This is a genomic window from Arthrobacter sp. STN4 (genome assembly GCF_024539665.1).
Classification (GTDB): Bacteria; Actinomycetota; Actinomycetes; order Actinomycetales; family Micrococcaceae; genus Specibacter.
Window position 1 is genome coordinate 1 of record NZ_JAKZGX010000017.1, and the last position, 24,526, is coordinate 24,526.

A 24,526-nucleotide genomic window follows, 5' to 3' on the forward strand; every position below is an offset into this window, starting at 1 on the left:
CGATCGCGATCACCATCGAGGTCACCGTCAGCAGCAACGTCCAGCCAATGCCCCGGATCACCAGGACATCAAAAAGATAGGTACGGACCGTGCCCCAACGGAACTGCGGATTTGTCCAAATCGACTGGATGGCCAGGACCGCCAGCACGATGATGATGACGCTGGCGACCCACCGCCCCGGGTGCCGGACAGGAACGGACTTGATCAGCTCCGGAGCCCCTTCGGGGCCCTGGGCCTTCCTGCGTGCCGCGATGACACTCACTGTGTGACCACCGGGTTGACCTCAGCCTTGGTGACCGCGCCCTCGGTGTTGTTCCAGGCCTTGAGGATCTTGCCATAGGTGCCATCGTCGATCAGCTTGTTCATGACCTTGCCGATGACGTTCGTCAGGGCCATGTCGTTTTTGGCGATCGCGATGCCCTCGGGGGCGCCGTCGTAGACCTTGCCGAGGGTCTGCAGCTGGCCGCCGGTCTGTGACAGGGCGTAGCCGATGATGGGGGAGTCGGCGCTCATGGCGTCGATGCTGCCGTTGACCAGGCGCGTGGTGACGTCCGTCTGGTTCTTCAGCGAGACAATGTCGATGGCGGGCTTGCCGGCCTTGACACAGGCTGCGGAGCGGCCGGACACGTCCGGGTTTTCCTCAATGGTGCCCGTCTGGACGCCGACCTTCTTGCCGCAGAGGTTGTCCATGGTGATGCCCTTGGGGTTGCCCTTCTGGACGGCCCACAGCACGCCGGCATTGAAGTAGCTGACGAAGTTCACGGCCTTGGCACGTTCCGGGTTGATCGTGAAGGAGGAGATGCCGAGGTTGTACTTGGCACCGAGGGACGGCAGGATCGAGGAAAACTCGGCCGTCTGGACCTTGGCCGTCATGCCCAGGGTCGCCGCGATGGCCTTGGCCAGGTCCACGTCGTAGCCTTCGGGGGTCTGGCCGTCCGCGCCGCCGAGGAACTCGGCAGGGGCATAGGAGGTGTCAGTGCCGACGGTCAGGGTGGTCTGGCCCTTCATGGCCGCGGGAAGCTCTGCAATGAGTGCAGGATCCTTGGCCACGGTGCCGGGGTCAAAGGAGGCTGCCGTGGCGCCGCCGGTGCTGCCTGCGCCGGACCCGCCGCCCTGGGACGCGGTGGTGCAGCCTGTCAGTGCCAACGCTGCCACTGCGGCCACGGTTGCCAGGCGAACGGTAAGCCTAGACGAGATTTGCATATTTAACCCTTTGTTTCGAACTGGAGCACAGAGATCAGAATCTAGTGTAACGCCCTGTGATTTGCATCACGGTAAACTATGTTTCACTATCAAACAACTTTATCCGCCAGTGCGCAAGGGCCTTCCCGGGGAAGCTGTCTGAAATCCCGGACGAAATCAGGCATGCAGGCCGAGCGCCTGGAGCATGGGCCGGAACTTGGCCCATGTCTCGGCCAGCTCGGACTCCGGATCGGACGCCTCGACGATGCCGGCGCCGGCGTACAGCCGCACCGAGAAGGGGTCCTCCAGCACCGCCCCGCGCAGGGCGATGCCCCACTCGCCGTTGCCGGCCCCGTCGAGCCAGCCGACGGGCCCGGCATACGGTCCACGGTCCATCTTTTCCAGTTCGAGAATCAGCTCCCCGGCGTTTTCGCGGGGCGTTCCGCACACGGCCGCCGTGGGGTGCAGCGCCTCGACGAGGGCCAGGGAGGTGGGGAGGTGGCCCTCAAAGTCGGCCAGCTCGGCCGTGACGTCGGAGGCCAGGTGCCAGACGTTGGGCAGCTCCAGGATGAACGGTTCGGCCGGAAAGGAAAGGTCCGTGGCGAAGGGCGCAAGCTGCCGGGTCAGGGAACGGACGGCAAAGTCGTGTTCCTGGCGCTGCTTGGCCGAGCCGCCCAGGACCGACGCCGCAAACCCCACCGCGCCGGCCGGTTCGTCGTTGCGGTCCAGGGTGCCGGCGAGCACCCTGGCCTGCGCCGTGGTGCCGTCAACCTTGATCAGCATTTCCGGCGTGGCACCCACCAGGCCGCGCACCCCGTACGTCCAGCATTCGCCGTACAGCTGCACCAATCGTTGCAGGATTGAAACCCGCGAGACCGGTTTTTCAAGGTTCGCCACCACATCGCGGGCCAAAACCACCTTGTCCAGGCCGCCGCGTCCAATGGCGCGGACGCCCTCGGCGACGGTTGCCTTCCACTGCTCCTCGGTGAGCGCCCCGGAACGCACGGTGCCCGCGGCGGGGGGCTCCGGCGTCGTACCGGAACGGCTTCCGGCAGCGTTGGACAGGACGCCGCGCAACAAGGCGTGGGCGGAATCCGCCGTGGGCACCGTGCCGTCCACGGTGAGATGTGTGACCCACGCAGTGCCGTCGCGGAAGCCCACCACGAGTTCCGGAATGACCAGCACGGACGGGTGCGGGCTGGACTTGGAGAACGCGAAGGAGCCGAAGGCGAGGGGGCCGGTGCCCGGCACGCGGACGGGATCCCGGACCAAGGCGCCCTCCAGCAGCTCCTTCCACCACTGTTCGGCGTCGGCAAAGCGCTCCGGGCCGGTGCCGGAGAACTGGGCGATCTCCCCGTAGCCCAGCAGGCCTTCGCCGCGGCGGAGCCAGCAAAAGGCGTCGGGGGCCAGGAGGTCGGCGGGCGTGGCGGCGGAAAGCCCGTCCAGTGCTGCGGCGTCCAGGGCCGTGGTCAGGGTGCGCAGCGGAAGGGTGCCGGGGGTTGCAGTCATGATGAGTCAAGGTTACTCGTCCACACGCGCGCGCAAAGTTTGAGAGACTAGGGGGGTGAACCGTGCATCCCTTGAGAAGCGTCCGGACGAAGTGGCCGCCATGTTCGACGACGTGGCCCCCCGATACGACATCGTCAACGACATCCTGTCCATGGGGCAGACGCGCCGCTGGCGGCGGGTCGTGGTCGATGCCGTCGATGCCGTTCCCGGCCAGCGCGTGCTGGACCTGGCGGCCGGCACCGGCACCTCCAGCGAGCCCTACGCCGACGCCGGCATCCACGTCGTGGCCTGCGACTTCTCCGTGGGCATGCTCAAGGTGGGCAAGCGCCGCCGCCCGGACATCGACTTCATCGCCGGGGACGCCACCAACCTGCCGTTCGCGGACAACTCCTTCGACGCCACCACCATCTCCTTTGGGCTGCGCAACGTCATCGACCCGAAGAAGGCGCTGCGCGAAATGCTGCGCGTGACCCGGCCCGGGGGCAAGCTGGTGGTGGCCGAGTTCTCCCACCCGACCTTTGCCCCGTGGCGCACCGTCTACACCGAGTACCTGATGCGCGCGCTGCCGGCCGTGGCCCGGAAAACCGCCTCCAACCCGGACGCGTACGTCTACCTGGCCGAGTCGATCCGCGCCTGGCCCAACCAGGACGAACTCTCCGCCTGGCTCCATGAGGCCGGCTGGACGTCCGTGGCGTACCGGAACCTCAGCGGCGGCATTGTGGCCGTGCACCGCGCCGTGAAACCGGCCTAGCGGTCCCCGTGAAGGTACTTGTTGTCGGCGCCGGCCCGGCCGGATCCACCGCCGCCTGGCACCTGGCCTCCGCCGGGACCGAGGTCACGGTCCTGGAGAAGACCCGTTTCCCCCGCGAGAAGGTGTGCGGCGACGGGCTCACGCCCCGCGCCGTGCGGGAAATGCAGCTCATGGGCCTGCCGCACCCGGCCGGGGACGGCTGGCGGCGGAACAAGGGGCTGCGCCTCATTGCCGGCGGCCGCACCGTCGAGGTGCCCTGGCCGGAGCTTTCCAACTTCCCCGACTACGGGCTGATCCGCACCCGGCTGGGCTTTGACGAGGCCCTGGCCCGCCATGCCCAGGCCGCCGGCGCTTCGGTCCTGGAGGGCCATGCGGTCACCGGGGCCCTGACGGACGACGCCGGAACCGTGGTGGGTGCCCGGGCGTCGCTTGTGGACGGGGAGGGGCGGAAGACGGGGGAGACGCGGGACTTTTTCGCCGACGTCGTGCTGGCCGCCGACGGCAACTCAACCCGGACGGCCGTCTCCCTGGGCCTGCAAAAGCGCGACGACCGGCCCATGGGCGTGGCCTGCCGCACCTACTTCACCTCCCCGCGGCACAACGACGACTGGATGGAAGGCTGGCTGGAGCTGGCGGCGCCGTCCAAGGCGGGCCGGCCCGGCAAGCCGCTCCCCGGCTACGGCTGGGTGTTCGGCGTGGGCGACGGCACCTCCAACGTGGGCCTGGGCATCCTGAACTCATCCAAGGAATTCGGCAAGCTGGACTACCGTTCCGTGCTGCGCGAGTGGACGGCCTCCATGCCTGCGGAATGGGGGTTCACGCCGGAAAACCAGGTGGGGCCCATCCGCGGCGCCGCCCTGCCCATGGGCTTCAACCGCACCCCGCACTACTCCGACGGGCTGATGCTGCTCGGCGACGCCGGCGGCATGGTCAGCCCCTTCAACGGCGAGGGCATTTCCTACGCCATGGAGTCGGCCCGCTTCGCGGCGGAATTCATTGTCCGCGCGGCCGGGACCAACTCGCGGCTGGCCGCGAACCACGCCCTCGCCGGCTACAGTGCCCATGTCCGCGGGCAGTGGGGCAGCCACTTCACCCTGGGCCGCATCTTTGCGGGACTGATCGGCAACCCGGCCATCATGAAGCTGGCCCTGCGCACGGGCATGCCGCTCCCGGCCCTCATGCGCTTTGTGGTGCGGCTCATGGCCAACCTCACGGACCCCGGTGAACGCGGTTTTGAGGATAGAGTGATTCATCTACTGGAGAAGCTGGTGCCCGCCACCGGCAACCAAGGCACGACCCGTGACGTCCACGCAACATCCCTTCCAATAGTTAGTGTTAAGCAGTGACTACTTCCGCAGACCATAGCTGGACCCATGCCGGACACGGGCGTACCGATTCCGCGGACGCCAATCCCAGCACCATGGCCATTGCCACCGCCCTGCAATTGCCTGCCGGATTCACCGCCGTCGCCGATGACCCGGAGCTGGGGCCCTCCATCGCGCTGCGCATGGCGAAGGTGGAAAAGGTCCTGCGGGAGGCCATCGCCAACTCCGACCCCCTGGCCGACGCCACGAGCCGCCACCTGGTGGAGGCCGGCGGCAAGCGCATCCGCCCGCTGCTGGTGCTCCTGGCCGCCCACCTGGGGGACGCAGGCAGGCCGGAAGTGGTGCAGGCCGCCGTCGTGGTGGAACTGACGCACCTGGCCACGCTCTACCACGACGACGTGATGGACTCCGCCCCCTACCGCCGCGGTGCGCCCACGGCCCACGAGGTGTGGGGCAACACGGTGGCCATCCTCACCGGCGACCTCATTTTTGCCCGCGCCTCCATCCTGGTATCCGAGCTGGGCGGCCGGGCGCTGGAAATCCAGGCCCGCACCTTTGAACGCCTGTGCCTGGGCCAGCTGCACGAGACCGTGGGGCCGCGCGAGGACCAGGACCCCGTGGAGCACTACCTGTCCGTGATTGCAGACAAGACCGGCTCGCTCGTGGCCGCCTCCGGGCAGCTTGGCGCCATCTTTGCCGGCGTGCCCGAGGAACTGCAGGACGTCATGCTGGAGTACGGCGAAAAGGTGGGCATCGCGTTCCAGCTGGCCGACGACGTCATTGACGTCACGGGGCTCAAGCAGGTGTCCGGGAAGTCGCCGGGCACGGACCTGCGCGAAGGCGTGCCCACGCTGCCGGTGCTGCTGCTGCGCAAGGCCGCTGCGGCGGGCGATGCCGCCGCCGCCTCCGTGCTGGCGCTCGTGGAGGGGGACCTCAGCAGCGACGAGGCGCTGGCGGAGGCCGTGGCGGCGCTGCGCGAACACCCCGTGACCGCCGAGTCCTGGACCGTGGCGCGCGAATGGTCGGCCCAGGCCATCGCCGCCCTGGCCCCGTTGCCTGACGGCATGGTCAAGTCGGCGCTGGCCAGCTTTGCCGAGGCCGTGGTGGACCGCGACGTCTAGCCCAGGTTCAGGCCGGTGACGGCTCCGCCCCGTGCGGGGGTCAGTCGTCTTCGTCGTCGTTGAAGACCCAGTCGAGCATGTCGAGGACAAACTCGCTGAACGTGCCTTCCTCGTTGACCCACTCGCCGGTGGCGTTGTTGCGGCGCCACACGATCGGGTCGGGGACATCGGCCTGGTCCACCCGCATGCCCCAGGTGTAGGCCTCGTCCTCGTCCTCCAGGAACAAAAGGTAGCCGTCCTCGATTTCGAGCTCTTCCGGATCCCAGAAGTAGTAGTACGCCTCCATGAGTTCTTCACAGTTGCCCACGGCGTTGAGGAATTCCTGCAGGGCCTGGGGGACGGTGAGGTCCAGTTCGGCAAAAATGCTGTCCAGGTCCTCCCGGTCGATCCCGTCCGCTTTCTGCCACGGTTCGCCCAGGTACAGGGGAACCAGGCCACGGAACTTCTCAACAAAGATGTCGGACATTCAATACTCCAGGATCGGCGATTGTTGTTTCCCCAATCCTAGCCGCGACGGAATCGCGGTCGTGCCCAGCTGCGGGCCGCCAGGGGCGCGTGCCAGTGGAAGTGCAGGGCCAGCATGCGCAGGGCGAAGACCACCACCGCGACAACAGTCCCCGTGACCAGGTTCAGCCAGCCCAGGTACCACAGGCCCGTGGCCAGGGCCGAACCCAGGAGTGCCGGAATGGCGTACATGGTCTTCGGGTCGAAGACGCTCGGCACCTGGTCTGCCGTGATGTCGCGCAGGATTCCGCCGCCCACGGCCGTCGCCACGCCCAGCAGGATCGCGGCGGCCGCGTTCATGCCGGCCTCCAGCGCCTTCAGCGAACCGGTGATGCAGAACAGGGCCAGCCCGCCGGCGTCGAACATCAACACGAGCCGGCTGACGCGTTGCACGCCGCCCACCACGAGGTACACCATCAGGGCGGCCAGCAGCGGCGCCGCCAGGTAAATGGGGTTGCTGAAGGCGGCGGGCGGCCCGGCGTTGAGGATGAAGTCGCGGACCACGCCGCCACCCAGTCCCACAAGGGATCCCAGCAGCACCGAGCCCACCAGGTCAAAACCCTTCCGGACCGCCAGCAGCGAACCGGAGACGGCGAAGAAAAAGCAGCCCGTGAGGTCCAGGATCAGTGGAATGTCAAGGTGCACGTGTCACTTCCTTGGGTCGGAGGGTCGGCGGAGCGGCCGCGGAGGGCCGGTTCAAGCGTACGGCGGCCGACTGCAGGGCAACCATCAGCGGTCCCGGACGCGCCGGGCGCACGCCCCCACGGCCGTGAAATGTCGATACGCTGGCACCATGGACAACGCCGTCGCGCAACCTCTCATCCACATCAAGGATTTTCGCATGCAGTTTGGCGAGAACACCGTCATTGACGGGCTCTCCTTCGACGTGGCGCGCGGGGAGACGTTTGGTTTCCTGGGCAGCAACGGCAGCGGGAAGACCACCACGATCCGGGCCCTGCTGGGCATCTACCGGCCCACGTCCGGCACCCTGGAAATCAACGGCCGGGTGTTCAGCGACGACTATGGGGCCCGGCTCGGGTACCTGCCCGAAGAGCGCGGACTGTACAAAAAGGAGTCCGTGCTGGACGTCATGACGTACTTTGGCCGGCTCAAGGGACTCTCCCGGGCGGATTCACAAAGGTTTTCCCGCGACTACCTGGACCGGGTGGACCTGGCCGACAAGGCGGATGTGCGTGTGGACAAGCTTTCCGGCGGACAGCAGCAAAAGATCCAGCTCGGCGTCACCATCATGAACAATCCGGAACTGTTGATCCTGGACGAACCCACCAAGGGCTTCGACCCGGTGAACCGCAGGCTGCTGATGGACATCATCGAGGACAGGAAGAAGGCCGGCGCCACCGTCATGATGGTCACGCACCAGATGGAGGAGGTGGAACGGCTGTGCGACCGGATCATCCTGCTCAAGGACGGAAGGAGCGAGGCCTACGGCACCATTGACGAGGTGCAGAACCAGTTTGGCGGGCGCACCGTGCGGCTGAAGTTCTCCGGAACCCTCCCCCCGTCACCGAATTTCCGGGTGGTGCTGGCGGACACCAACTATGCCGAGCTGGCCCTGGACGACTCCGCCGACGAAGCGGAGGTGTTGCGCGAACTGGTTCATTCCGGGCTGCTGGTCCGCAGCTTTGTGGCGGCAAAGCGCAGCCTGGACGACATCTTCATCCAGGTCTATGGGGAAAATTCCACGGCCGAAGCGGCGGCGATCTAGCATGGCACGGCACAACCTGGGCACCGTGGTGCAGTTTGAATTCACCCGCACCATCAAGAAACGCCGGTTCTGGATTGCCACGCTGGCCATCCCGGCGCTGCTGGCCATCGTGTTTGGGCTCGTGTTCGCCAGCAGTTCCAGCACCAAGTCCCTGTCCGAGGCGCAAAAGAACGACAAGCTCAGCTTCAGCTACACGGACGCCTCCGCGCTGCTGGACCCCGCCATAGCCCGGGCCATGGGAGGGCAGGTGGAGACGGATCCGGGGACCGCCGTCGAACGTGTCCGGGAGGGCAGGCTCAACGCCTACTTCAGCTTCCCGGCCAGCCTCACCGCAGGCCAGGTGAAGGTGTACGGCACGGACCACGGCATTTTCAAGAACGGCACCTACGAGGCGGTGGCCAGGCAGCTGGTGGTCCTCTCCGCACGGGAAAAGGTGGGCTCGGCGGAGCTGGCGGCCGCCGTGCAGGGAACGTTCAGCACGCAGGCGGAAACCTTCAAGGACGGGCAGGTCTCCGGCGGGCTGGAAACCGTGGTGCCGCCGCTGCTGTTCCTGGTGCTGTTTTACGTGGTGATCATCCTGCTGGCGAACCAGATGCTGGCGTCCACGCTGGAGGAGAAGGAAAACCGGGTCACGGAGATGATCCTCACCACGCTGAACCCGACCACGCTGGTGGTGGGCAAGGTGGTCTCGCTGTTTTTGGTGGGCACGGTGCAGGCCGTGGTGTTTGCCGCGCCGATGGTCCTTGGCTACGTGTTTTTCCGCGACCAGCTGGCCATGCCCAACTTTGACATCTCGCACCTGCAAATCCAGTTCTGGCCCATGCTGGTGGGCGCCCTGCTGTTCATTGGCGGGTTCATCCTCTTCACCGGCGTGTTGGTGGCCATCGGTGCGGTGATGCCGACGGCGAAGGATGCCAGCACCGTGTTCGCCCCGGTCATGATCATGATGTTCATCCCGTTTTACATCGTGACCATGGTGGTCAGCGACCCCGGCAACGTCATCGTCCAGATCTTTACCTTCTTCCCGTTCACCGCCCCCATCACGGCCATGCTGCGCAATGGCTTCGGCTCGCTCAACGCGGCCTCGGCGGCGGTGGTCATTGCCGAGCTGTTTGCCTTCGGCGCGCTGGCCCTGCGCCTGGCCGTGCACCTGTTCCGTTACGGCTCCATCGAATATTCGCGCAAGCTCTCGCTGCGCACCGCCTTCGCCAGAAGGCGCTGAACCATGCAGCGCCGCGTGCTGTGGGTGGCGGTCCTGGCATCGTTCGTGGCGTTCCTCGACGGCGCCATCGTCAATGTGGCGCTGCCGGCCCTGACCCGGGAGCTGGGCGGGGGCCTGACCACCCAGCAGTGGGTGGTGGACGCCTACCTGCTGGCCCTGGGTTCGCTGATCCTCATTGCCGGCTCGTTGTCCGACACCCTGGGCCGCGTCCGGGTCCTGCGCGCCGGGCTGCTCATATTTGGCGTTGCTTCCCTGGCCTGCGCCGTGGCGCCCACCGCGCTGGTGCTGATCCTGGCGCGCTGCGTGCAGGGCGCGGGCGCGGCGCTGCTGGTGCCCAGCTCACTGGCGCTGATCACCTCCACGTTCAGCGGGACCGCGCAGGGCAAGGCGATCGGCTCCTGGACGGCCTGGACCGGCACAGCGTTCCTGGCGGGCCCGCTGCTGGGCGGGCTGCTCGTGGACTTCGCCAGCTGGCGGTTCATCTTCGCCGTCAACGTCCTGCCGATTGCCGCCACGCTGGTGCTGCTGCGCGGGCTGGCGCTGCCTTCCGCGGACGACGCCGGTGCTGCCGCCGGCTCCCCGGGGCGGGTGGACGTCCCGGGTGCGCTGCTGGCCTCCGCCGGACTGGCCGGGACGGTGTTTGCCCTGATCGAGCAGGACCGGTTGGGCTGGGGCAGCCCCGCCGTGGTTGTGCCGTTCGTGCTGGGGTTGGCTGCGCTGGCCGTGTTCCTGTGGTGGGAAGGGCGCACGCGGGCGCCCATGATGCCGCTGGGCCTGTTCCGCATCAGGAATTTTGGCATCGGCAACGTTGCCACCACCTTCATCTATGCCGGGGCGTCCCTGGGCGGGCTGATGATGGTGCTGTTCCTGCAGGAGGTGGCCGGCTTCCCGGCGGCGCTGGCCGGGCTGGCGTCGATGCCCACCGCCGTCGTCATGCTGTTGCTGGCCGGCCGGTTTGGGACCCTGGCCGGCAAATACGGCCCGAGGCTGTTCATGACGGCGGGGCCCATCCTGGCCGGTGCCGGCTACCTGCTGATGGCCACCGCCTCCCGGCCGTTCAATTTTTGGCTGCATATCCTGCCGGGCCTCCTGGTGTTCTCCGTGGGCATGTCCGTCACGGTGGCGCCGCTGACCTCGGCCATCCTGGGGGCGGTGCGGCCGGCGCAAAGCGGGATTGGATCGGCCATCAACAATGCGGTGTCCCGGGTGGCGGGCCTGGTCGCTGTGGCGCTCGCGGGCGCCATGCTGGGCGGTGTGCTGGACTTTGGGTCGTTCCGGCGCATTGTGGCCATCACCGCCGGCATGTTCATTGCCGGGGGCGTTGTTTCCGCGTTCGGGATTACGAACAGGGCCGCGGCGGAGGTGCCCGCGGCGGCGGTGGCCGTGGAGGAGGGCACGCCAGACACCGGTGACACACCTTGATTGACGTACATTGAACAGAATGATGCAAACGACTTTGGGAGGTGGGCCCGTGGCGGAGGGCAGCACAGGCACAGGCGACGCCGGCACGACGGTCATGATCGCCTGCGCCCACGGCACGAACAACGCAGACGGCCGGGCCCGGATCAACCGGCTCCGGGCCGACATCGCGGACCTCCGCCCCGGATTGGCGGTGCTGGAAGCCTACGTGGACGTCCAGGAACCGGCGCTCCCGGAGGTGATAGCGGGGCTGCCCGCCGGGATGCGGGCCGTCGTCGTGCCCCTTCTGCTGACGGTGGGGTTCCACGTCCAGGTGGACATTGCCCACGCCGTGGCACGCCGGCCCGGCTCGCTCGCGGCGGCGCCGCTGGGCCCGGACCCGCGCCTGGCCAAGCTGCTTGACGAGCGGCTGGGGGCGCTGCCCGCGCACTGGGGGATCGTCCTGGCGGCGGCCGGCTCCTCCCGGCCGGAAGCCGCCGGGCAGATCGAGGTGCTGGCTGCCGACCTAGCCGTCCGCCGGCCCGAAACGGTGCTGGCCGCCTATGGTGCCAGCGCCAAACCAACCGTGCCCGACGCCGTGGCGCAGCTGCGCGCGCAGGGTGCGGCCGGCGTCGCCGTCGCCTCCTACCTGCTGGCGCCGGGGTACTTCCACGACCAGCTGGGCACGGCCGGCGCGGACCGGGTCAGCGAGCCGCTGCTGCCCTCGCCCCTGGTGGCGCAGCTGGCACTGGAACACTTTGACGCAGCCGTGGCCGCTGCAGCGAGAAAAGCCGGGCAGGGCGCCTCCTGACCCGCTGGCCCCCGCCGCCGGCACGACATCCCAGCCCAGCACACCCGGCGCCCAAACGGGGCACGTGACGAAATATTGCCCAAGGTGAACCCGCGTTGCACCGCCTTCCTGCCGCCGGCAACAGGCAACCTACGCTCGTTTCATGACACAGACAGTTCTCGCCGGAGCGGCCGCCCCCGGCACGGAAAACAGCCCCGCCGCCGAGTCCGCCGGGACGCCGGCACAGCGCCCCGTCCGCGCCCGCCCCGCCGCCAAGCCCCACGGCCAGTGGAAGGTGGACGGCAAGGCGCCGCTGAACCCTGTCGAGGTGTGGAAGCAGGAAGACGACGGGCTCTCCGTGCGCCACCGCATCGAGACGATCTACTCCAAGCAGGGCTTCGATTCGATCGCCGACGACGACCTGCACGGGCGGTTCCGCTGGTGGGGCCTGTACACGCAGCGCAAGCAGGGGATCGACGGCGGCAAGACGGCCCAGCTGGAACCGCACGAGCTCGAGGACAGCTACCTCATGATGCGGGTGCGCACCGACGGCGGCAAGCTCACCACCGAACAGCTGCGCGTCATCGGCCAGATTTCCATTGATTTTGCCCGCAATACGGCGGACTTGACCAACCGCCAGAACATCCAGTTCCACTGGATCGAGGTTGAGAACATTCCGGAGATCTGGCGCCGCCTCGAAGCAGTGGGCCTGCAAACCACCGAGGCCTGCGGCGACGTGCCCCGCGGCATGCTCGGATCCCCCGTTGCCGGCATCGCCAAGGCCGAGATCATCGACCCCACCGGATTCCTGCAGGAACTGCGCGAGCGCTACATTGGCAACCCGCAGTTTTCCAACCTGCCGCGCAAGTACAAGACCTCCATCACCGGCTACCCGGACCACGACACGATCCACGAAATCAACGACATTTCCTTTGTGGGCGTGCAGCATCCGGAACTGGGCCCCGGCTACGACCTGTGGGTGGGCGGCGGACTCTCCACCGCACCCCGCCTGGCCAAGCGCGTTGGCGTGTTTGTGCCGCCGGAGCAGGGCCCCGCCGTGTGGGAGGGCGTCACCAGCATCTTCCGCGACTACGGCTACCGGCGCATGCGCAACAAGGCCCGGCTGAAGTTCCTGGTGGAGGACTGGGGGCCGGAGAAGTTCCGCCAGGTCCTCGAGGACGAATACCTGGGCCACAAGCTGCCCGACGGCGTGGCCCCGCCCAAGGCCAAAGTCAACGGCGACCACGTTGGCGTCCACGAGCAAAAGGACGGCAACTTCTTCATCGGCGCCGCCCCGTGCGTGGGCCGCTTCTCCGGCACGGGCATGCTGGCCCTGGCGGACCTGCTGGAAGCCCACGGCTCCCACCGCCTGCGCACCACCCCGCTGCAGAAGATCATCGCCCTGGACATTCCCAGGGACCACGTTGAGCCGGTCATTGCCGGCATGGATGAAATTGGGCTCTCCGCCCGGCCCTCCGTCTTCCGCCGCAACACCATGGCGTGCACAGGCGTCGAATTTTGCAAGCTGGCCATCGTGAACACGAAGGACACGGCCATCAACATCATTTCCGAACTTGAGGAGCGCCTGGCCGACCTGGTCGACGCCGGGGAACTCGAGGAGCCGCTCACCCTGTACCTCAACGGCTGCCCCAACTCCTGCGCCCGCATCCAGACGGCGGACATTGGCCTGAAGGGCATTGTTGTCCCCACGGACGACGGCGGCACCCAGGGGGGCTTCCAGGTCCACCTCGGCGGCGGCTTGTCCTCGCACAACCGTGAGGAGGCCGGCCTGGGCCGCACCGTCCGCGGTTTGAAGGTGGCCATCCCCGACCTGCCCGACTACGTGGAGCGCGTCATTCGCAGCTACGTCAACAACAAGCTGGCAGGGGAAACCTTCGCAGAATTCGCCCACAGGGTTGATGAGGAGCTGCTGAAATGAGTGCCAACCCACTGACCCCGCTGGTCGAGCCTGTCGAGACCGCGCTCCGCTCCCACACCGAACTCCAGGCGCTCGCCGAGGCGGGCGCCGCGGCACTGGCCTGGGACGCGTCCGCGAAGGAGGTCATCGCCTGGGTGGCGAAGAACTTCGAAACGCAAGCGGCCGCCGTCGCCTGTTCCATGGCCGACGCCGTGCTGCCGGCCCTGGTTGCCGACCAGCTGCCCGGCGTTGACGTGCTGTTCCTGGACACCGGCTACCACTTCCCGGAAACCTACGCCACGCGCAACGAGGTGGCGGAAAACCTGCGGGTGAACGTCGTCGACGTCCTGCCGGAGCACACCGTGGCCGAACAAGACTCGCTGCTGGGCCGGGACCTGTTTGCCCGCGACCCCGGCCGCTGCTGTGCCCTGCGCAAGGTGGCACCCCTGCACAAGGCCCTCGCCGGCTATGAGCTGTGGTTCACCGGCGTGCGCCGCGACGAGGCCCCCACCCGCACCAACACGCCGCTGGTCAGCTGGGATGAAAAGAACGGCCTGGTCAAGGTCAACCCGGTGGCCACCTGGTCCGCCGAGGACCTGGCCGGCTACTCCGAGGACAACCTCCTGCCCGTCAATCCGCTGCTGGGCCAGGGCTACCCGTCCATCGGCTGCGCACCCTGCACCAAGAAAGTGGCCCCCGGCGCGGACCCCAGGTCCGGCCGCTGGGCCGGCACCTCCAAGACAGAATGCGGGCTACACACATGAGCACCCAAACAACAGAACCGACGCTGGTCGAGCCTGATTCGCCGGTCGAGCCCCAAACGCTCCCCGGCCTCACAACCCCGGCAGGGGACCCCTCGCGTCCGGGGCCCCAAGTCGAGACCCTGGACTCCCTGGACCTCCTCGAATCCGAGGCGATCCACATCATCCGCGAGGTCGTTGCCGAGTTTGAGCGCCCCGCGCTGCTGTTCTCCGGCGGCAAGGACTCGGTGCTCATGCTGCACCTGGCCACGAAGGCATTCTGGCCGGGCAAGGTCCCGTTCCCCGTGCTGCATGTGGACACCGGCCACAACTTCCCCGAGGTCATCGACTTCCGCGACCGCACGGTGGAACGGCTGGGCCTGCGCCTGGAAGTGGGCTCCGTGCAGGAGTTCATCGACAGCGGCGAGCTGGCCGAGCGCGCTGACGGCACCCGCAACCCGCTCCAGACCGTGCCACTGCTGGACGCCATCGCCCGCAACAGGTTTGACGCCGTCTTTGGCGGCGGCCGCCGCGACGAGGACAAGGCGCGCGCCAAGGAGCGCATCCTGTCCCTCCGCGACGAGTTCGGCCAGTGGGACCCGCGCAACCAGCGCCCCGAACTGTGGAACCTGTACAACGGCCGCCACACGGTGGGCCAGCACGTGCGGGCCTTCCCCATCAGCAACTGGACCGAGCTGGATGTGTGGCGCTACATCGCCCGCGAAAACATTGAGCTGCCGGGCCTGTACTACGCCCACGAGCGCGAGGTGTTTGAACGCGACGGCATGTGGCGTGCCGTGGGCGAGGTGTCCCAGCCGCGCCCCGATGAGGAAGTGGTCATCAAGCAGGTCCGCTACCGCACGGTGGGTGACATGTCCTGCACCGGTGCCGTGGCCTCCAGCGCCGCCACCGTCCACGACGTGGTGCGCGAAGTGGCCGCCTCAACCCTGACCGAACGTGGCGCCACCCGGGCCGATGACCGCATCTCCGAGGCCGCCATGGAAGACCGCAAGAAGGACGGGTACTTCTAATGAGCACTTCAACCAACCCGCTGGTCGAGCCTGTCGAGGCCCCTGTCGGCACCCTGTTCCGCTTCGCCACGGCCGGCTCCGTCGACGACGGCAAGTCCACCCTGGTGGGCCGGCTGCTCCACGACTCCAAGGCCATCCTGGCCGACACGCTCGACGCCGTGACCCGCACGTCCGCGGACCGGGGCTTCGGCGGAGAAAACGGCAGCACGCAAAAGATCGACCTGGCCCTGCTGACCGACGGCCTGCGCGCCGAGCGCGAACAGGGCATCACGATCGACGTGGCCTACCGCTACTTCGCCACGGACCGGCGCAGCTTCATCCTCGCCGACTGCCCCGGGCACATCCAGTACACCAAGAACACGGTGACGGGAGCGTCCACGGCTGACGCCGTCGTCGTGCTCATCGATGCCCGCAAGGGCGTGTTGGAGCAGACCCGCAGGCACCTGTCCGTGCTGCGCCTGCTTCGCGTGCCCAGCGTGGTGGTGGCAGTGAACAAGATCGACCTCGTCGATTTCAGCGAGGACACCTTCCGTGCCATTGAGGCGCAGGTGCAGGGCGTGGCCGAGCAGATCGGCGTCACCGATGTGCTGGTGGTGCCCGTGTCCGCGCTGGAGGGCGACAACGTGGTGGAACGCTCCGCCCGCACCCCCTGGTACACGGGCCCCAGCCTGCTGGAAATCCTGGAGACGCTGCCCACCCTGGACGAGGTGGAGCGCGGCCTGGAGCCGTTCCGCTTCCCGGTCCAGCTGGTGATCCGTCCGCAGGGTGCGCTGGCCCCCGGGCTGGTTTCCGCGGACGACGCCGGCGCCTCCTTCCGTGACTACCGCGCCTATGCGGGCCAAGTGGCGTCCGGGTCGGTGGCCGTGGGTGAGGACATCACGGTCCTGCCGTCCGGACGGAGGGCCACCGTGGTTGGCATCGACTTTGCGGGGCGTTCGCTGGAACGGGCCGTGGCGCCGCAGTCGGTCTCGCTGCGCCTGAGCGAGGAGATCGACATTGCCCGCGGCGACCTGATCGCCGCGACGGGCACCTTTGGCGAAACGAGCCAGGACCTGTACGCGGAACTGTGCTGGCTCTCGGCCAAGCCGCTGCGCGAAGGTGCCAAGGTGCTCATCAAGCACGGCAGCAGGACCGTCCAGGGCCTCATCCGGGCCGTGACGGGCAAGCTGGACCTGGAATCCTTTGGGCTGGAGGCCGCCTCCGGGCTGGAGCTGAATGACATCGGCACGGCCCAGATCCGGCTGTCCTCGGCACTGCCGGTCGAGACGTACGCGCTGCACCGGCGCACGGGCGCGTTCCTGGTGGTGGACCCGCAGGACGGCAACACGCTGGCCGCAGGCCTGGTGCGGGACCACCCCGGAGACCACGAGGACGAACGCTACGTGATCTAGCGGTCCGGTGGTCGAGCCGTGCGCCCGGGTGCGGGACGCACCCAAGGAGGGAACGCCGTCGTCCATTAACCTTCAAAGGGGGTGTTGCATCCCCAGTACTTAACGCTACTATGTACCAGTAGCTAGTAACACTGGGTAGATGACGGGGGTTCGGGTGGGCAGGCAGATGACGGAGATGCTCAAGGGCACGCTGGAGGGCATTGTCCTGGCGATCCTGTCCGTGCAACCCGCCTACGGCTACGAGATCACGGCGCGGCTGCGGGAACAGGGCTTCACGGATATCGCCGAAGGCACCGTCTACGCCCTCCTCGTCAGGATTGAGCGCAACGGCCTCGTCGAGGTGGAGAAGGTCCCGTCCGAGAAGGGGCCGCCGCGCAAGGTCTATTCACTCAGCACCCCCGGGCGGGCCTACCTCGACGAGTTTTGGGTGACCTGGGGCTTTCTGGCCGACCGGCTGGGGCAGCTGAAGAAGGAAGGGAACTAGGCATGGCGGCAAAATGGATCGAGCTGGTCACCGGACCGCTCGAGCAGAAGAAGCAATACCGGCAGTACAAGGCCCGCTCCAAGGCGCTTCCCGCGAACTACCGCACCGCCATCGAGGCGCTGGAGCGGTACCTGATGCACTTTGGGGCGATTTCCAACAGCGAAACCCTGGTGCGGATGCTGGAAGACCTTCTGGACCTCTTTGAACAGAGCGTCGCCGACGGAACCCCGGTCCGCAGGATCGTTGGCGAGGATCCGGTGGAATTCGTGGAGACGTTCCTGGCGAACTATGCGGAGGGGCAGTGGATCAACAAGGAACGCAAGCGGCTCATCGACGCCATCGACAGCGTCGCGGGCAGCGAGCCGTAGCGGAAGGAAAATCCGGATGGACACAGCCGGCCAGGCGCCCGTGATCCGTGTGCGGGGCCTGAAGAAGTCATACAAGGACGTGCAGGTGCTGCGCGGCGTGGACTTCGACGTGGCACGCGGCAGCATTTTCGCGCTCCTCGGTTCCAACGGCGCCGGCAAAACCACCGTGGTGAAGATCCTGGCCACCCTGCTCAAGGCCGACGCCGGCGCTGCCGCCGTCAACGGCTTCGACGTCGCCACGCAGGCGGCCCGGGTGCGTGAGTCCTTCAGCCTCACCGGCCAGTTCGCGGCGGTGGATGAGATGCTCACCGGGCGCGAGAACCTGGTGCTCGTCGCGAAGCTGCGGCACGTGAAGGACCCGGGTGCTGTGGCGGAGGAACTGCTCAAACGGTTCTCGCTGGCCGATTCTTCCGTCCGGAAGGTGTCCGGGTACTCCGGCGGCATGCGCCGCCGGCTCGACATTGCGATGAGCCTCATCGGGAACCCGCCGGTCATATTCCTCGACGAACCCACCGCCGGGCTCGACCCCCAGGCGCGGCTTGAAGTCTGGGAAGCGGTGCGGGAACTGGCGTCGCACGGCACCACCGTGCTGCTCACCACGCAGACCCTCGACGAAGCCGAACAGCTGGCCGGGCGCATCGCCATCCTGCACGGCGGGCGGATCATCGTCAACGGCACGCTTGAAGAACTCAGGGCGCTGCTTCCGCCCGCCAAGGTGGAATACGTCGAGAAGCAGCCGACGCTCGAGGACGTCTTCCTCGCCGTCGTCGGCGCGGAAAAGTAAGGGGTTTGCCATGAACAAGCATTTCCTCGGCGACACGGGCATCCTGTTGGGGCGGTCCCTGCGGCACATCACGCGCAGCCTGGACACAATCATCACCACCACCATCATGCCCATCGCATTCATGCTGCTGTTTGTGTACGTCTTCGGCGGCGCCATCCATGCCGGCACCGGCGCCTACATCAACTACCTGCTGCCCGGCATCCTGCTGATCACGATTGCCTCAGGCATCTCCTACACCGCGTTCCGGCTCTTCCTGGACCTGAAGGGCGGCATCTTCGAGCGTTTCCAGTCCCTGCCGATTGCCCGGTCCTCCGTGTTGTGGGCGCATGTCCTGGCCTCGCTGCTTGCCAACCTGGTCTCGATCATCGTGGTGGTTTTGGTGGCCCTGCCCATGGGCTTCCGTTCCTCCGCGGGGCCGCTGGCGTGGCTGGCCGTGGCAGGCATCCTGATGCTGTTCACCTTGGCGCTGACCTGGATAGCCGTCATTCCGGGACTTTCAGCGGGCTCCGCCGACGGCGCGAGCGCCTTCTCCTATCCGATCATCTTCCTGCCGTTCATCAGCTCGGCCTTTGTACCCACAGACACCATGCCCGGTCCGGTGCGCGCCTTCGCCGAGAACCAGCCGGTCACCTCCATCGTCAACGCGATCCGCGGGCTGTTGGAGGGCCGGCCCGTGGGCAGCAGTGCCTGGATTGCCCTTGCCTGGTGCACCGGCATCCTCATCGTCGCCTACCTTTTCGCCATGGCCGCGTACCGGCGCAAAATCGCCTAGCTTGCGGGCAGTGGCCCGGTGGAACGTGTCCCCTGGCGGGAAACGGGGCGCGGCAGGGTGTAAAATCCAATGTGCAAAAAATTCAGCAGACCGTTCCCGGCCTTGGACGAAGGTGGGTTGGCAATGGTTTGCTCTCCCTGCTCCATGGCACTTCCCAGATATTTTTCCACACCAAGACGGTCCCCGGGCTGTTGATTCTTGCGGCCTTTGCGGTGGCCGACTGGCGCATGGCGATACTCGTGCTCCTCGGCAGCGCCGGCTCGTCGTTGGCCGGCCTGATGTTGCGCGTGCCCGCCCATGAAGTGCGCAACGGACACCAGGGATTCTGCGGGGCGCTGGTCGGGGCGGCAGCCTACGCTTCACTGGGCAGTGGATGGCTGGGCGTGCTGGGGGCGGTTGTTGGCGGCGTGGCCTGTGCGCCTGTGACCTGGGTGCTGGTGCGCGTCTTTGACTCGCGCCCGCTCAGGCGTTACAAGCTGCCGTACACCACGGCACCCTTCTGCATTATTGGCGGGCTCATGCTGCTGGCCACCGCGGGGCACCATGTCTCGGAGGCCATTGGCGAAATTGACGACTCCCTCAGGACCGACTTCTTCCGTTCACTGCTCACAAATATTTCCGAAGTCGTACTGATTGACAACGTGGTGGCGGGCGGACTGATCCTGCTGGCATTGTTTCTCATCCATTGGAAGGTGGGACTGGCGGCGGTGCTGGGAAGCGTGCTGCAAACCTTTTTGGTCCTGTTGCTGCACGAGGATGCTGTCAGCCTTGGCCAGGGTGTGCTGGGCTATTCGGGCGTCCTCGTCGCAATTGCCATGGCCGCAGTCTTCCTGAAGGGCACGTGGCAGCCGTGGGTCATGGCGGTGGCCGGCACGGTGCTGGCCTGCCTTTTCACGCTCGTGGTGCAGGACCTGCACGGCGTCTACACCTGGCCGTACGTCATCACCACGTGGGTTCTGTTGGTGGTTTCCCGTTACATCCCGGGCGTCGACCACGCCACACACGAGCCGCTGCCCGGATAACCCCGCACGGCGGGTCGGCGGGCTCCGTCCTCCCCAAACGCTCCCGCGCAACCGGGGCACTTTCCCCCAACGCCCGCGCGCAACCGGGGCACTTTCCCGAAGCGCTCCCGCACAATCCCCGCCGAACGCCGCCTCTCGGGGCGGGGCCGGCCGCCAGGCCGTGCGAAACCCGGCCCCTGATTTCGGTCCAACCGAACCACGGGGCCCCCGGAATGGGTAGAGTTGTATCCAAGCCCAGGCAGGATAAAAGGATGTGACCATGCGGCAGTCCGTTGGTGAGTTCAGCCCGGAAGTTATGGACTTTGCCGGGCGCATCAGCAACTATGAAGCCGCCGCGGAAGCCATCCGCCAGTGCATTGTTGCCCGTCTCCGGGACGACGGCCTGAACCATCACGACGTCCGTTGCCGCGTGAAGACACCGACCTCCGTGCAGGAAAAGCTGGATCGCCGCGATGACCTGGGCAATCCCCGGTATCCCGGCGGGCCCGAAAACCTGGATGACCTGGTCGGCGTCCGCGTCATCCTCTTCGTCGAAACGGACATCAAGGCCGTGGCAATCGCCCTGACGAACCAGTTCATCTGCCATGACGACGAGGACAAAACCGCAGTCATCCGCAAGAACGGCGGGATCGGCTACGCCGGCCGCCACCTGACGCTGGAGGTGCCCGTGGACAACCCTCCGGTGGGTTGCGAGGCGTACCGGGGGCAGCGGTTCGAGGTCCAGCTGCGCACCGTGCTCCAGCACGCATGGGCGGAATTTGAGCACGACATCCGTTTCAAGGGCACCCACGTGGACAATGCCGAGATCAGCCGCGCTTTCACCATGGCCTCGACGCTGATCGAATTGGCGGACCAGCAGTTCGTGAACATTGCCGACATCCTGAAAAGGATGCAGTCGGAAAGTGCCGCCACCGAGTCCCAGGAGCTGGACGCCAACAACGTCCAGCTGCTCCTGGACCGTGTTTTCCCCGCCTACCCACACAGCAAGGCCGGCCAGTACCGGTGGCTTGTGGAAGTGTTTGGGGCCAACGGCTTCAGCACGGTGGCCGCGGTGGAGCAGTGGTTCATGGACATAGACCAGCGCGCCATGGTTTCCGGCCTGGGCTACCGGTTCCTGCCCGGCCAGGTCCGAGTGGTCGACGACCTCCTGCTGAAGACCCTCGGCGAACCCTACATTGAGGCCACCAAGAACGTGGGCAATGACTTCAACCGCGAGGGCAAGCTGCGCTTCCGCCTGCGCCGCTTCCGCACCCTCCAACACTGACCACCCGTCCGCCGGGACTTGCAGCCGGCACTTTGTGACGCTCCATGAACGCCCGTGACCCCGGGTGTCCCCTTCGTTGAAGCGCGCCCGCACCCTTTCCTAGCGTTGAGCCATGACCATTTTGGCAGCGCCCGCCGGCCCACGCACCCCGGCCGCCTCTGCCGCGATGTAGCGCGCGTCAACCACCCGCAGGCGCCCCTCCCAGCAAAGGACCCGAACCATGCCGACCACGCCCGACCACCCGCCCAGGCTGGCCACGACCCGGATCGTCGCGGGCGAAAAGCCCAAGGGCCCGCGCCGCACCGTGGAGATCGTCGCCGTCGCGGCCCTGGTGGTGCTCATCGGCGCAGGGGCCGCCGTCGCCTCCGCCACGGCCAACAACAATTCAGCCAAGAACGACGCCGTAACCCAGACGGGCGCCGCGGCGACGCTCCGGCTGGGCTACTTCCCCAACGTCACGCACGCCCCGGCCATCGCCGGACTGCAGGAGGGCATCTTCGCCAGGGACCTCGGCACCACGAAATTGACCGCACAGGTGTTCAACGCCGGGCCCTCCGCCATCGAGGCCCTCAACGCCGGCGCGATCGACGCCGCCTACCTGGGCCCGAACCCCGCCATCAACGCCTACGCCAAGAGCAGCGGCGCATCGCTGCGCATCATCGCCGGCGCGGCCAGCGGGGGAGCGCAGCTGGTGGTGAAGCCGTCCATCACCTCGGCCGCGCAGCTCAAGGGCAAGGTGCTGGCCACCCCGCAACTCGGCGGAACCCAGGACGTGGCCCTCCGCTCATGGCTGGCGGGCCGGGGCCTCAAGACCACCCCGGGCGGCGGCGGGGACGTCACCATCAACCCCACCGGCAACGCCCAAACCCTCAAGCTGTTCCAGGACGGAAAGCTCGACGGCGCCTGGCTCCCCGAACCGTGGGCCTCCCGCCTGGTGCTTCAGGCGGGGGCGAAGGTGCTGGTCAACGAGGCCGATCTGTGGCACAAGGGGCAATTTAGTACAACCGTGCTGGTTGTGAACAAGGCGTTCCTTGACGCCCATCCGCAGACCGTGGAGGCGCTGCTGAAGGGCCACGTGGACTCCATCCGATGGCTCGATGCACACCAACGGGAGGCGGCCGCCGTCATCAATGCCGGGCTGAAGGATGCCGCCGGGCAGCCGCTGGCCCCGGACGTCATGGACAGGGCGCTGGCCGGTCTGGCGTTCTCGCCCGATCCCCTGGCCGCCACGTTCCCCGAGCTGCTGGCGCACGGGGTGGCGGCCGGAGTGGCCGGGCCCGCCGACATCAAGGGGATCTTTGACCTGGCACCGCTCAATAAAGTGCTGAAGGCTGCGGGGCAAAAGCCCGTGCCGGCGGCCGGACTGGGGACGCAATGACGCAGACGCTCACGCCGGCACGGGAACCGGGCAGCGCGCCGGGGGCCGGGGAACGGCGCAAGGAAGGCGGGCCGCGGGACAGCGCCCCCGCCGTCGTACTGGAAAACCTGGGCAAGCGCTTCGGCGCCGGTCCCGCCGTCCTCGAAAACGTCAGTGCCACCGTGGCGCAGGGCGAGTTCGTGGCCCTGCTGGGGGCGTCGGGCTGCGGAAAGTCGACGTTGCTGAACATCATTGCAGGCCTGGACGTGCCGACGTCGGGCGCCCTGGAAGTGCCCTCGGACGGGGCGGCATTCATGTTCCAGGACTCGTCGCTGTTCCCGTGGCTCAGCGCCGCCGGCAACGTGGAACTGGCACTGAAGCTGCGCGGCGTGGGCCGGGCGGAACGGACGGTGCGGGCCAGGGAACTGCTGGAGCTGGTGAACCTGGGACACGCTGCGGACAAGCGGCCGCACGAACTGTCCGGCGGCATGCGCCAGCGTGTGGCGCTGGCGCGCTCGCTCGCCCAGGACCGGGCGGTGCTGCTGATGGACGAGCCCTTTGCCGCCCTGGACGCCATCACCCGCGAACTGCTGCACAACGAGCTGGAACGGGTGTGGCGGGAAACCGGGCGCACCATCATTTTTGTCACGCACAATGTGCGCGAGGCCGTGCGGCTGGGCCAGCGGGTGCTGCTGCTCTCCTCCCGGCCGGGCACCGTGGTGGCCGAATGGGACGTGTCCGACGAACACCGCACGAATGCCGGGGCCGCCGGCGAACTGACGGCCGGCATCACCGCCCGACTGCGCGAGGAGATCCGCCGCCATGCCTGAAACGCCCACCGCAACGCTGCCCGCGGGCGGGAGCGTCGAGGACCTGCGGACCCTGGAGGCCGGCCTCGACTCGCTGCAGTCCGAGCCCGGCCGCCGCCGCCGGCTGGACCTCTCCCGCATCCTGCTGCCCCTCGCCGCCCTGCTGGTGCTGGTCCTGGCCTGGCAGTTTTATGTCACACTGGGCCTGCGCCGCCGCGACCAGGTGCCGGGTCCGCTCGACGTCCTCGGCTCGCTCGGGCTCCTGTGGCAGGAAGGAACCGCGCAGGAGGCCATCTGGACGTCGCTGCAACGCGGTGTCGTCGGTTTCGCAATCAGCATTGCGGTGGCCACACCCATCGGGCTGCTGCTCTCCCAGGTGCGCGTGCTGCGCCGGGCATTCGGCCCGCTCGTGTCCGGGCTGCAGGTGCTGCCGTCCGTGGCGTGGGTGCCCGCCGCCATCATCTGGTTCGGGCTCAGCGACGCGACGGTGTACTTCGTCATGTTCATGGGCGCCATCCCGTCCATCATCAACGGCCTCATTTCCGGGGTGGACCAGATCCCGCCGCAGTACCGCCGTGTGGGGCGGATCCTGGGCGCGTCCCGCTGGGAGATGGCACTGCACGTGGTGCTGCCCGCCGCACTTCCCGGCTACGTGGGCGGGCTGAAACAGGGCTGGGCCTTCTCGTGGCGCTCGCTCATGGCGGCCGAAATCATCGCCATGGGCGGCACACTCGGTTTCGGCCTCGGTTCGCTGCTGGAGCAGGGCCGCCAACTGGCCGACATGGGAGTTGTCATGTCCGCCATCCTGGTCATCCTCTTCGTCGGCATCGCGGTGGAACTGCTGGTGTTTGCCCCCGTGGAGAAGCGGCTGCTGCGCGGGCGGGGCCTGCTGGCCGGCAGCACGCGGTAGGCCCCGGCCTCGCCCCGGCCTCGTGCCCGTGGGCCCACCCGCCGCCTTTCTCGCAGACACCCGCCTGGACCGCTGATTGTGTCCCCGCGTGACGCCCCGTGAACAGGTGTAACGAAGGTCTTGAACAGCTTATTTTCCACTCCCTAGG

Annotated in this window: 24 protein-coding genes and 1 pseudogene; 20 read left to right on the top strand and 5 right to left on the bottom strand. The window is 67.5% G+C overall.

Going from position 1 to position 24,526, the window contains the following annotated elements:
* The 3 genes and pseudogenes from MMF96_RS12740 to MMF96_RS12750 all read right to left on the bottom strand — a co-directional run.
* Nucleotides 1–262: pseudogene (locus MMF96_RS12740) on the bottom strand (hypothetical protein); the annotation flags it as partial.
* Nucleotides 259–1,155, bottom strand: a complete 897-nt coding sequence (locus tag MMF96_RS12745) for an ABC transporter substrate-binding protein (RefSeq protein ID WP_256883739.1) — start codon at nt 1,153–1,155, stop codon at nt 259–261. The gene MMF96_RS12745 and the pseudogene MMF96_RS12740, both read right to left, overlap by 4 nt.
* Before the next feature lie 204 nt (nt 1,156–1,359).
* Nucleotides 1,360–2,691 carry an isochorismate synthase MenF gene (locus MMF96_RS12750; protein ID WP_176618518.1) on the bottom strand — a complete coding sequence of 444 codons (1,332 nt, stop codon included), beginning with the start codon at nt 2,689–2,691 and terminating at the stop codon, nt 1,360–1,362.
* Between the two features lie 55 nt (nt 2,692–2,746).
* Between MMF96_RS12750 and MMF96_RS12755 the strand changes: the two genes are divergently transcribed.
* From MMF96_RS12755 to MMF96_RS12765, 3 genes are read left to right on the top strand one after another with little or no spacing between them, the layout of a single operon-like run.
* A complete protein-coding gene (locus tag MMF96_RS12755) occupies nt 2,747–3,442 on the top strand; it encodes a demethylmenaquinone methyltransferase (protein WP_176618519.1) in 696 nt (231 codons plus the stop codon).
* A gap of 8 nt (nt 3,443–3,450) precedes the next feature.
* Nucleotides 3,451–4,788: a geranylgeranyl reductase family protein gene (locus MMF96_RS12760; protein ID WP_176618520.1), complete on the top strand. Its 1,338-nt coding sequence runs from the start codon at nt 3,451–3,453 to the stop codon at nt 4,786–4,788.
* Nucleotides 4,785–5,888, top strand: coding sequence for a polyprenyl synthetase family protein (locus MMF96_RS12765; RefSeq protein ID WP_176618521.1), 1,104 nt, complete (start codon nt 4,785–4,787; stop codon nt 5,886–5,888). The genes MMF96_RS12760 and MMF96_RS12765 overlap by 4 nt, the downstream gene beginning before the upstream one ends.
* A 40-nt stretch (nt 5,889–5,928) precedes the next feature.
* Here MMF96_RS12765 and MMF96_RS12770 read toward each other — a convergent pair whose 3' ends face one another.
* Together MMF96_RS12770 and MMF96_RS12775 are read right to left on the bottom strand one after the other, a co-directional pair.
* The gene (locus tag MMF96_RS12770; RefSeq protein WP_256883740.1) at nt 5,929–6,354 is read right to left on the bottom strand and encodes a hypothetical protein; all 426 of its coding nucleotides are present in this window, start codon (nt 6,352–6,354) and stop codon (nt 5,929–5,931) included.
* Between the two features lie 38 nt (nt 6,355–6,392).
* Nucleotides 6,393–7,037, bottom strand: coding sequence for a TRIC cation channel family protein (locus MMF96_RS12775; protein ID WP_256883741.1), 645 nt, complete (start codon nt 7,035–7,037; stop codon nt 6,393–6,395).
* Nucleotides 7,038–7,185: 148 nt separating this feature from the next.
* On the opposite strand from MMF96_RS12775, the gene MMF96_RS12780 reads away from it, so the two are divergent.
* The 17 genes from MMF96_RS12780 (at nt 7,186) to MMF96_RS12860 (ending at nt 24,378) form a co-directional block, all read left to right on the top strand.
* A complete protein-coding gene (locus MMF96_RS12780) occupies nt 7,186–8,118 on the top strand; it encodes an ABC transporter ATP-binding protein (protein ID WP_256883742.1) in 933 nt (310 codons plus the stop codon).
* 1 nt (nt 8,119) lies between these two features.
* The gene (locus MMF96_RS12785; protein WP_256883743.1) at nt 8,120–9,340 is read left to right on the top strand and encodes an ABC transporter permease; all 1,221 of its coding nucleotides are present in this window, start codon (nt 8,120–8,122) and stop codon (nt 9,338–9,340) included.
* A gap of 3 nt (nt 9,341–9,343) precedes the next feature.
* Nucleotides 9,344–10,762: an MFS transporter gene (locus tag MMF96_RS12790; RefSeq protein WP_256883744.1), complete on the top strand. Its 1,419-nt coding sequence runs from the start codon at nt 9,344–9,346 to the stop codon at nt 10,760–10,762.
* Nucleotides 10,763–10,781: 19 nt separating this feature from the next.
* Nucleotides 10,782–11,549, top strand: coding sequence for a sirohydrochlorin chelatase (locus MMF96_RS12795; protein ID WP_256883745.1), 768 nt, complete (start codon nt 10,782–10,784; stop codon nt 11,547–11,549).
* A 142-nt stretch (nt 11,550–11,691) separates the two neighbouring features.
* Nucleotides 11,692–13,467 (top strand): nitrite/sulfite reductase, encoded by a 1,776-nt coding sequence (locus tag MMF96_RS12800; RefSeq protein WP_176618526.1) that lies wholly within the window; start codon nt 11,692–11,694, stop codon nt 13,465–13,467.
* Nucleotides 13,464–14,210 (top strand): phosphoadenylyl-sulfate reductase, encoded by a 747-nt coding sequence (locus MMF96_RS12805; RefSeq protein ID WP_176618527.1) that lies wholly within the window; start codon nt 13,464–13,466, stop codon nt 14,208–14,210. Before MMF96_RS12800 ends, MMF96_RS12805 begins: the two co-directional genes overlap by 4 nt.
* Nucleotides 14,207–15,217 carry a sulfate adenylyltransferase subunit CysD gene (gene cysD, locus MMF96_RS12810; protein ID WP_256883746.1) on the top strand — a complete coding sequence of 337 codons (1,011 nt, stop codon included), beginning with the start codon at nt 14,207–14,209 and terminating at the stop codon, nt 15,215–15,217. The genes MMF96_RS12805 and cysD overlap by 4 nt, the downstream gene beginning before the upstream one ends.
* Nucleotides 15,217–16,608, top strand: a complete 1,392-nt coding sequence (locus MMF96_RS12815) for a sulfate adenylyltransferase subunit 1 (RefSeq protein ID WP_256883747.1) — start codon at nt 15,217–15,219, stop codon at nt 16,606–16,608. Before cysD ends, MMF96_RS12815 begins: the two co-directional genes overlap by 1 nt.
* A 154-nt stretch (nt 16,609–16,762) precedes the next feature.
* The gene (locus MMF96_RS12820) at nt 16,763–17,092 is read left to right on the top strand and encodes a PadR family transcriptional regulator (RefSeq protein WP_309145231.1); all 330 of its coding nucleotides are present in this window, start codon (nt 16,763–16,765) and stop codon (nt 17,090–17,092) included.
* A gap of 2 nt (nt 17,093–17,094) precedes the next feature.
* On the top strand, nt 17,095–17,460 hold the full coding sequence (locus tag MMF96_RS12825; protein WP_176615035.1) for a DUF1048 domain-containing protein: 366 nt from the start codon (nt 17,095–17,097) through the stop codon (nt 17,458–17,460).
* A 16-nt stretch (nt 17,461–17,476) separates the two neighbouring features.
* Nucleotides 17,477–18,244: an ABC transporter ATP-binding protein gene (locus tag MMF96_RS12830; protein WP_256883749.1), complete on the top strand. Its 768-nt coding sequence runs from the start codon at nt 17,477–17,479 to the stop codon at nt 18,242–18,244.
* A 10-nt stretch (nt 18,245–18,254) separates the two neighbouring features.
* Nucleotides 18,255–19,016: an ABC transporter permease gene (locus MMF96_RS12835; RefSeq protein WP_176615037.1), complete on the top strand. Its 762-nt coding sequence runs from the start codon at nt 18,255–18,257 to the stop codon at nt 19,014–19,016.
* A 128-nt stretch (nt 19,017–19,144) separates the two neighbouring features.
* The gene (locus MMF96_RS12840; protein WP_256883750.1) at nt 19,145–20,038 is read left to right on the top strand and encodes an urea transporter; all 894 of its coding nucleotides are present in this window, start codon (nt 19,145–19,147) and stop codon (nt 20,036–20,038) included.
* Nucleotides 20,039–20,297: 259 nt separating this feature from the next.
* On the top strand, nt 20,298–21,302 hold the full coding sequence (locus tag MMF96_RS12845; protein ID WP_256883751.1) for a GTP pyrophosphokinase family protein: 1,005 nt from the start codon (nt 20,298–20,300) through the stop codon (nt 21,300–21,302).
* A gap of 220 nt (nt 21,303–21,522) precedes the next feature.
* A complete protein-coding gene (locus MMF96_RS12850; RefSeq protein WP_256883752.1) occupies nt 21,523–22,680 on the top strand; it encodes an ABC transporter substrate-binding protein in 1,158 nt (385 codons plus the stop codon).
* Nucleotides 22,677–23,489, top strand: a complete 813-nt coding sequence (locus tag MMF96_RS12855) for an ABC transporter ATP-binding protein (protein WP_176615041.1) — start codon at nt 22,677–22,679, stop codon at nt 23,487–23,489. The genes MMF96_RS12850 and MMF96_RS12855 overlap by 4 nt, the downstream gene beginning before the upstream one ends.
* Nucleotides 23,482–24,378 (top strand): ABC transporter permease, encoded by an 897-nt coding sequence (locus MMF96_RS12860; protein ID WP_256883753.1) that lies wholly within the window; start codon nt 23,482–23,484, stop codon nt 24,376–24,378. The genes MMF96_RS12855 and MMF96_RS12860 overlap by 8 nt, the downstream gene beginning before the upstream one ends.
* Nucleotides 24,379–24,526: the final 148 nt, after the last annotated feature.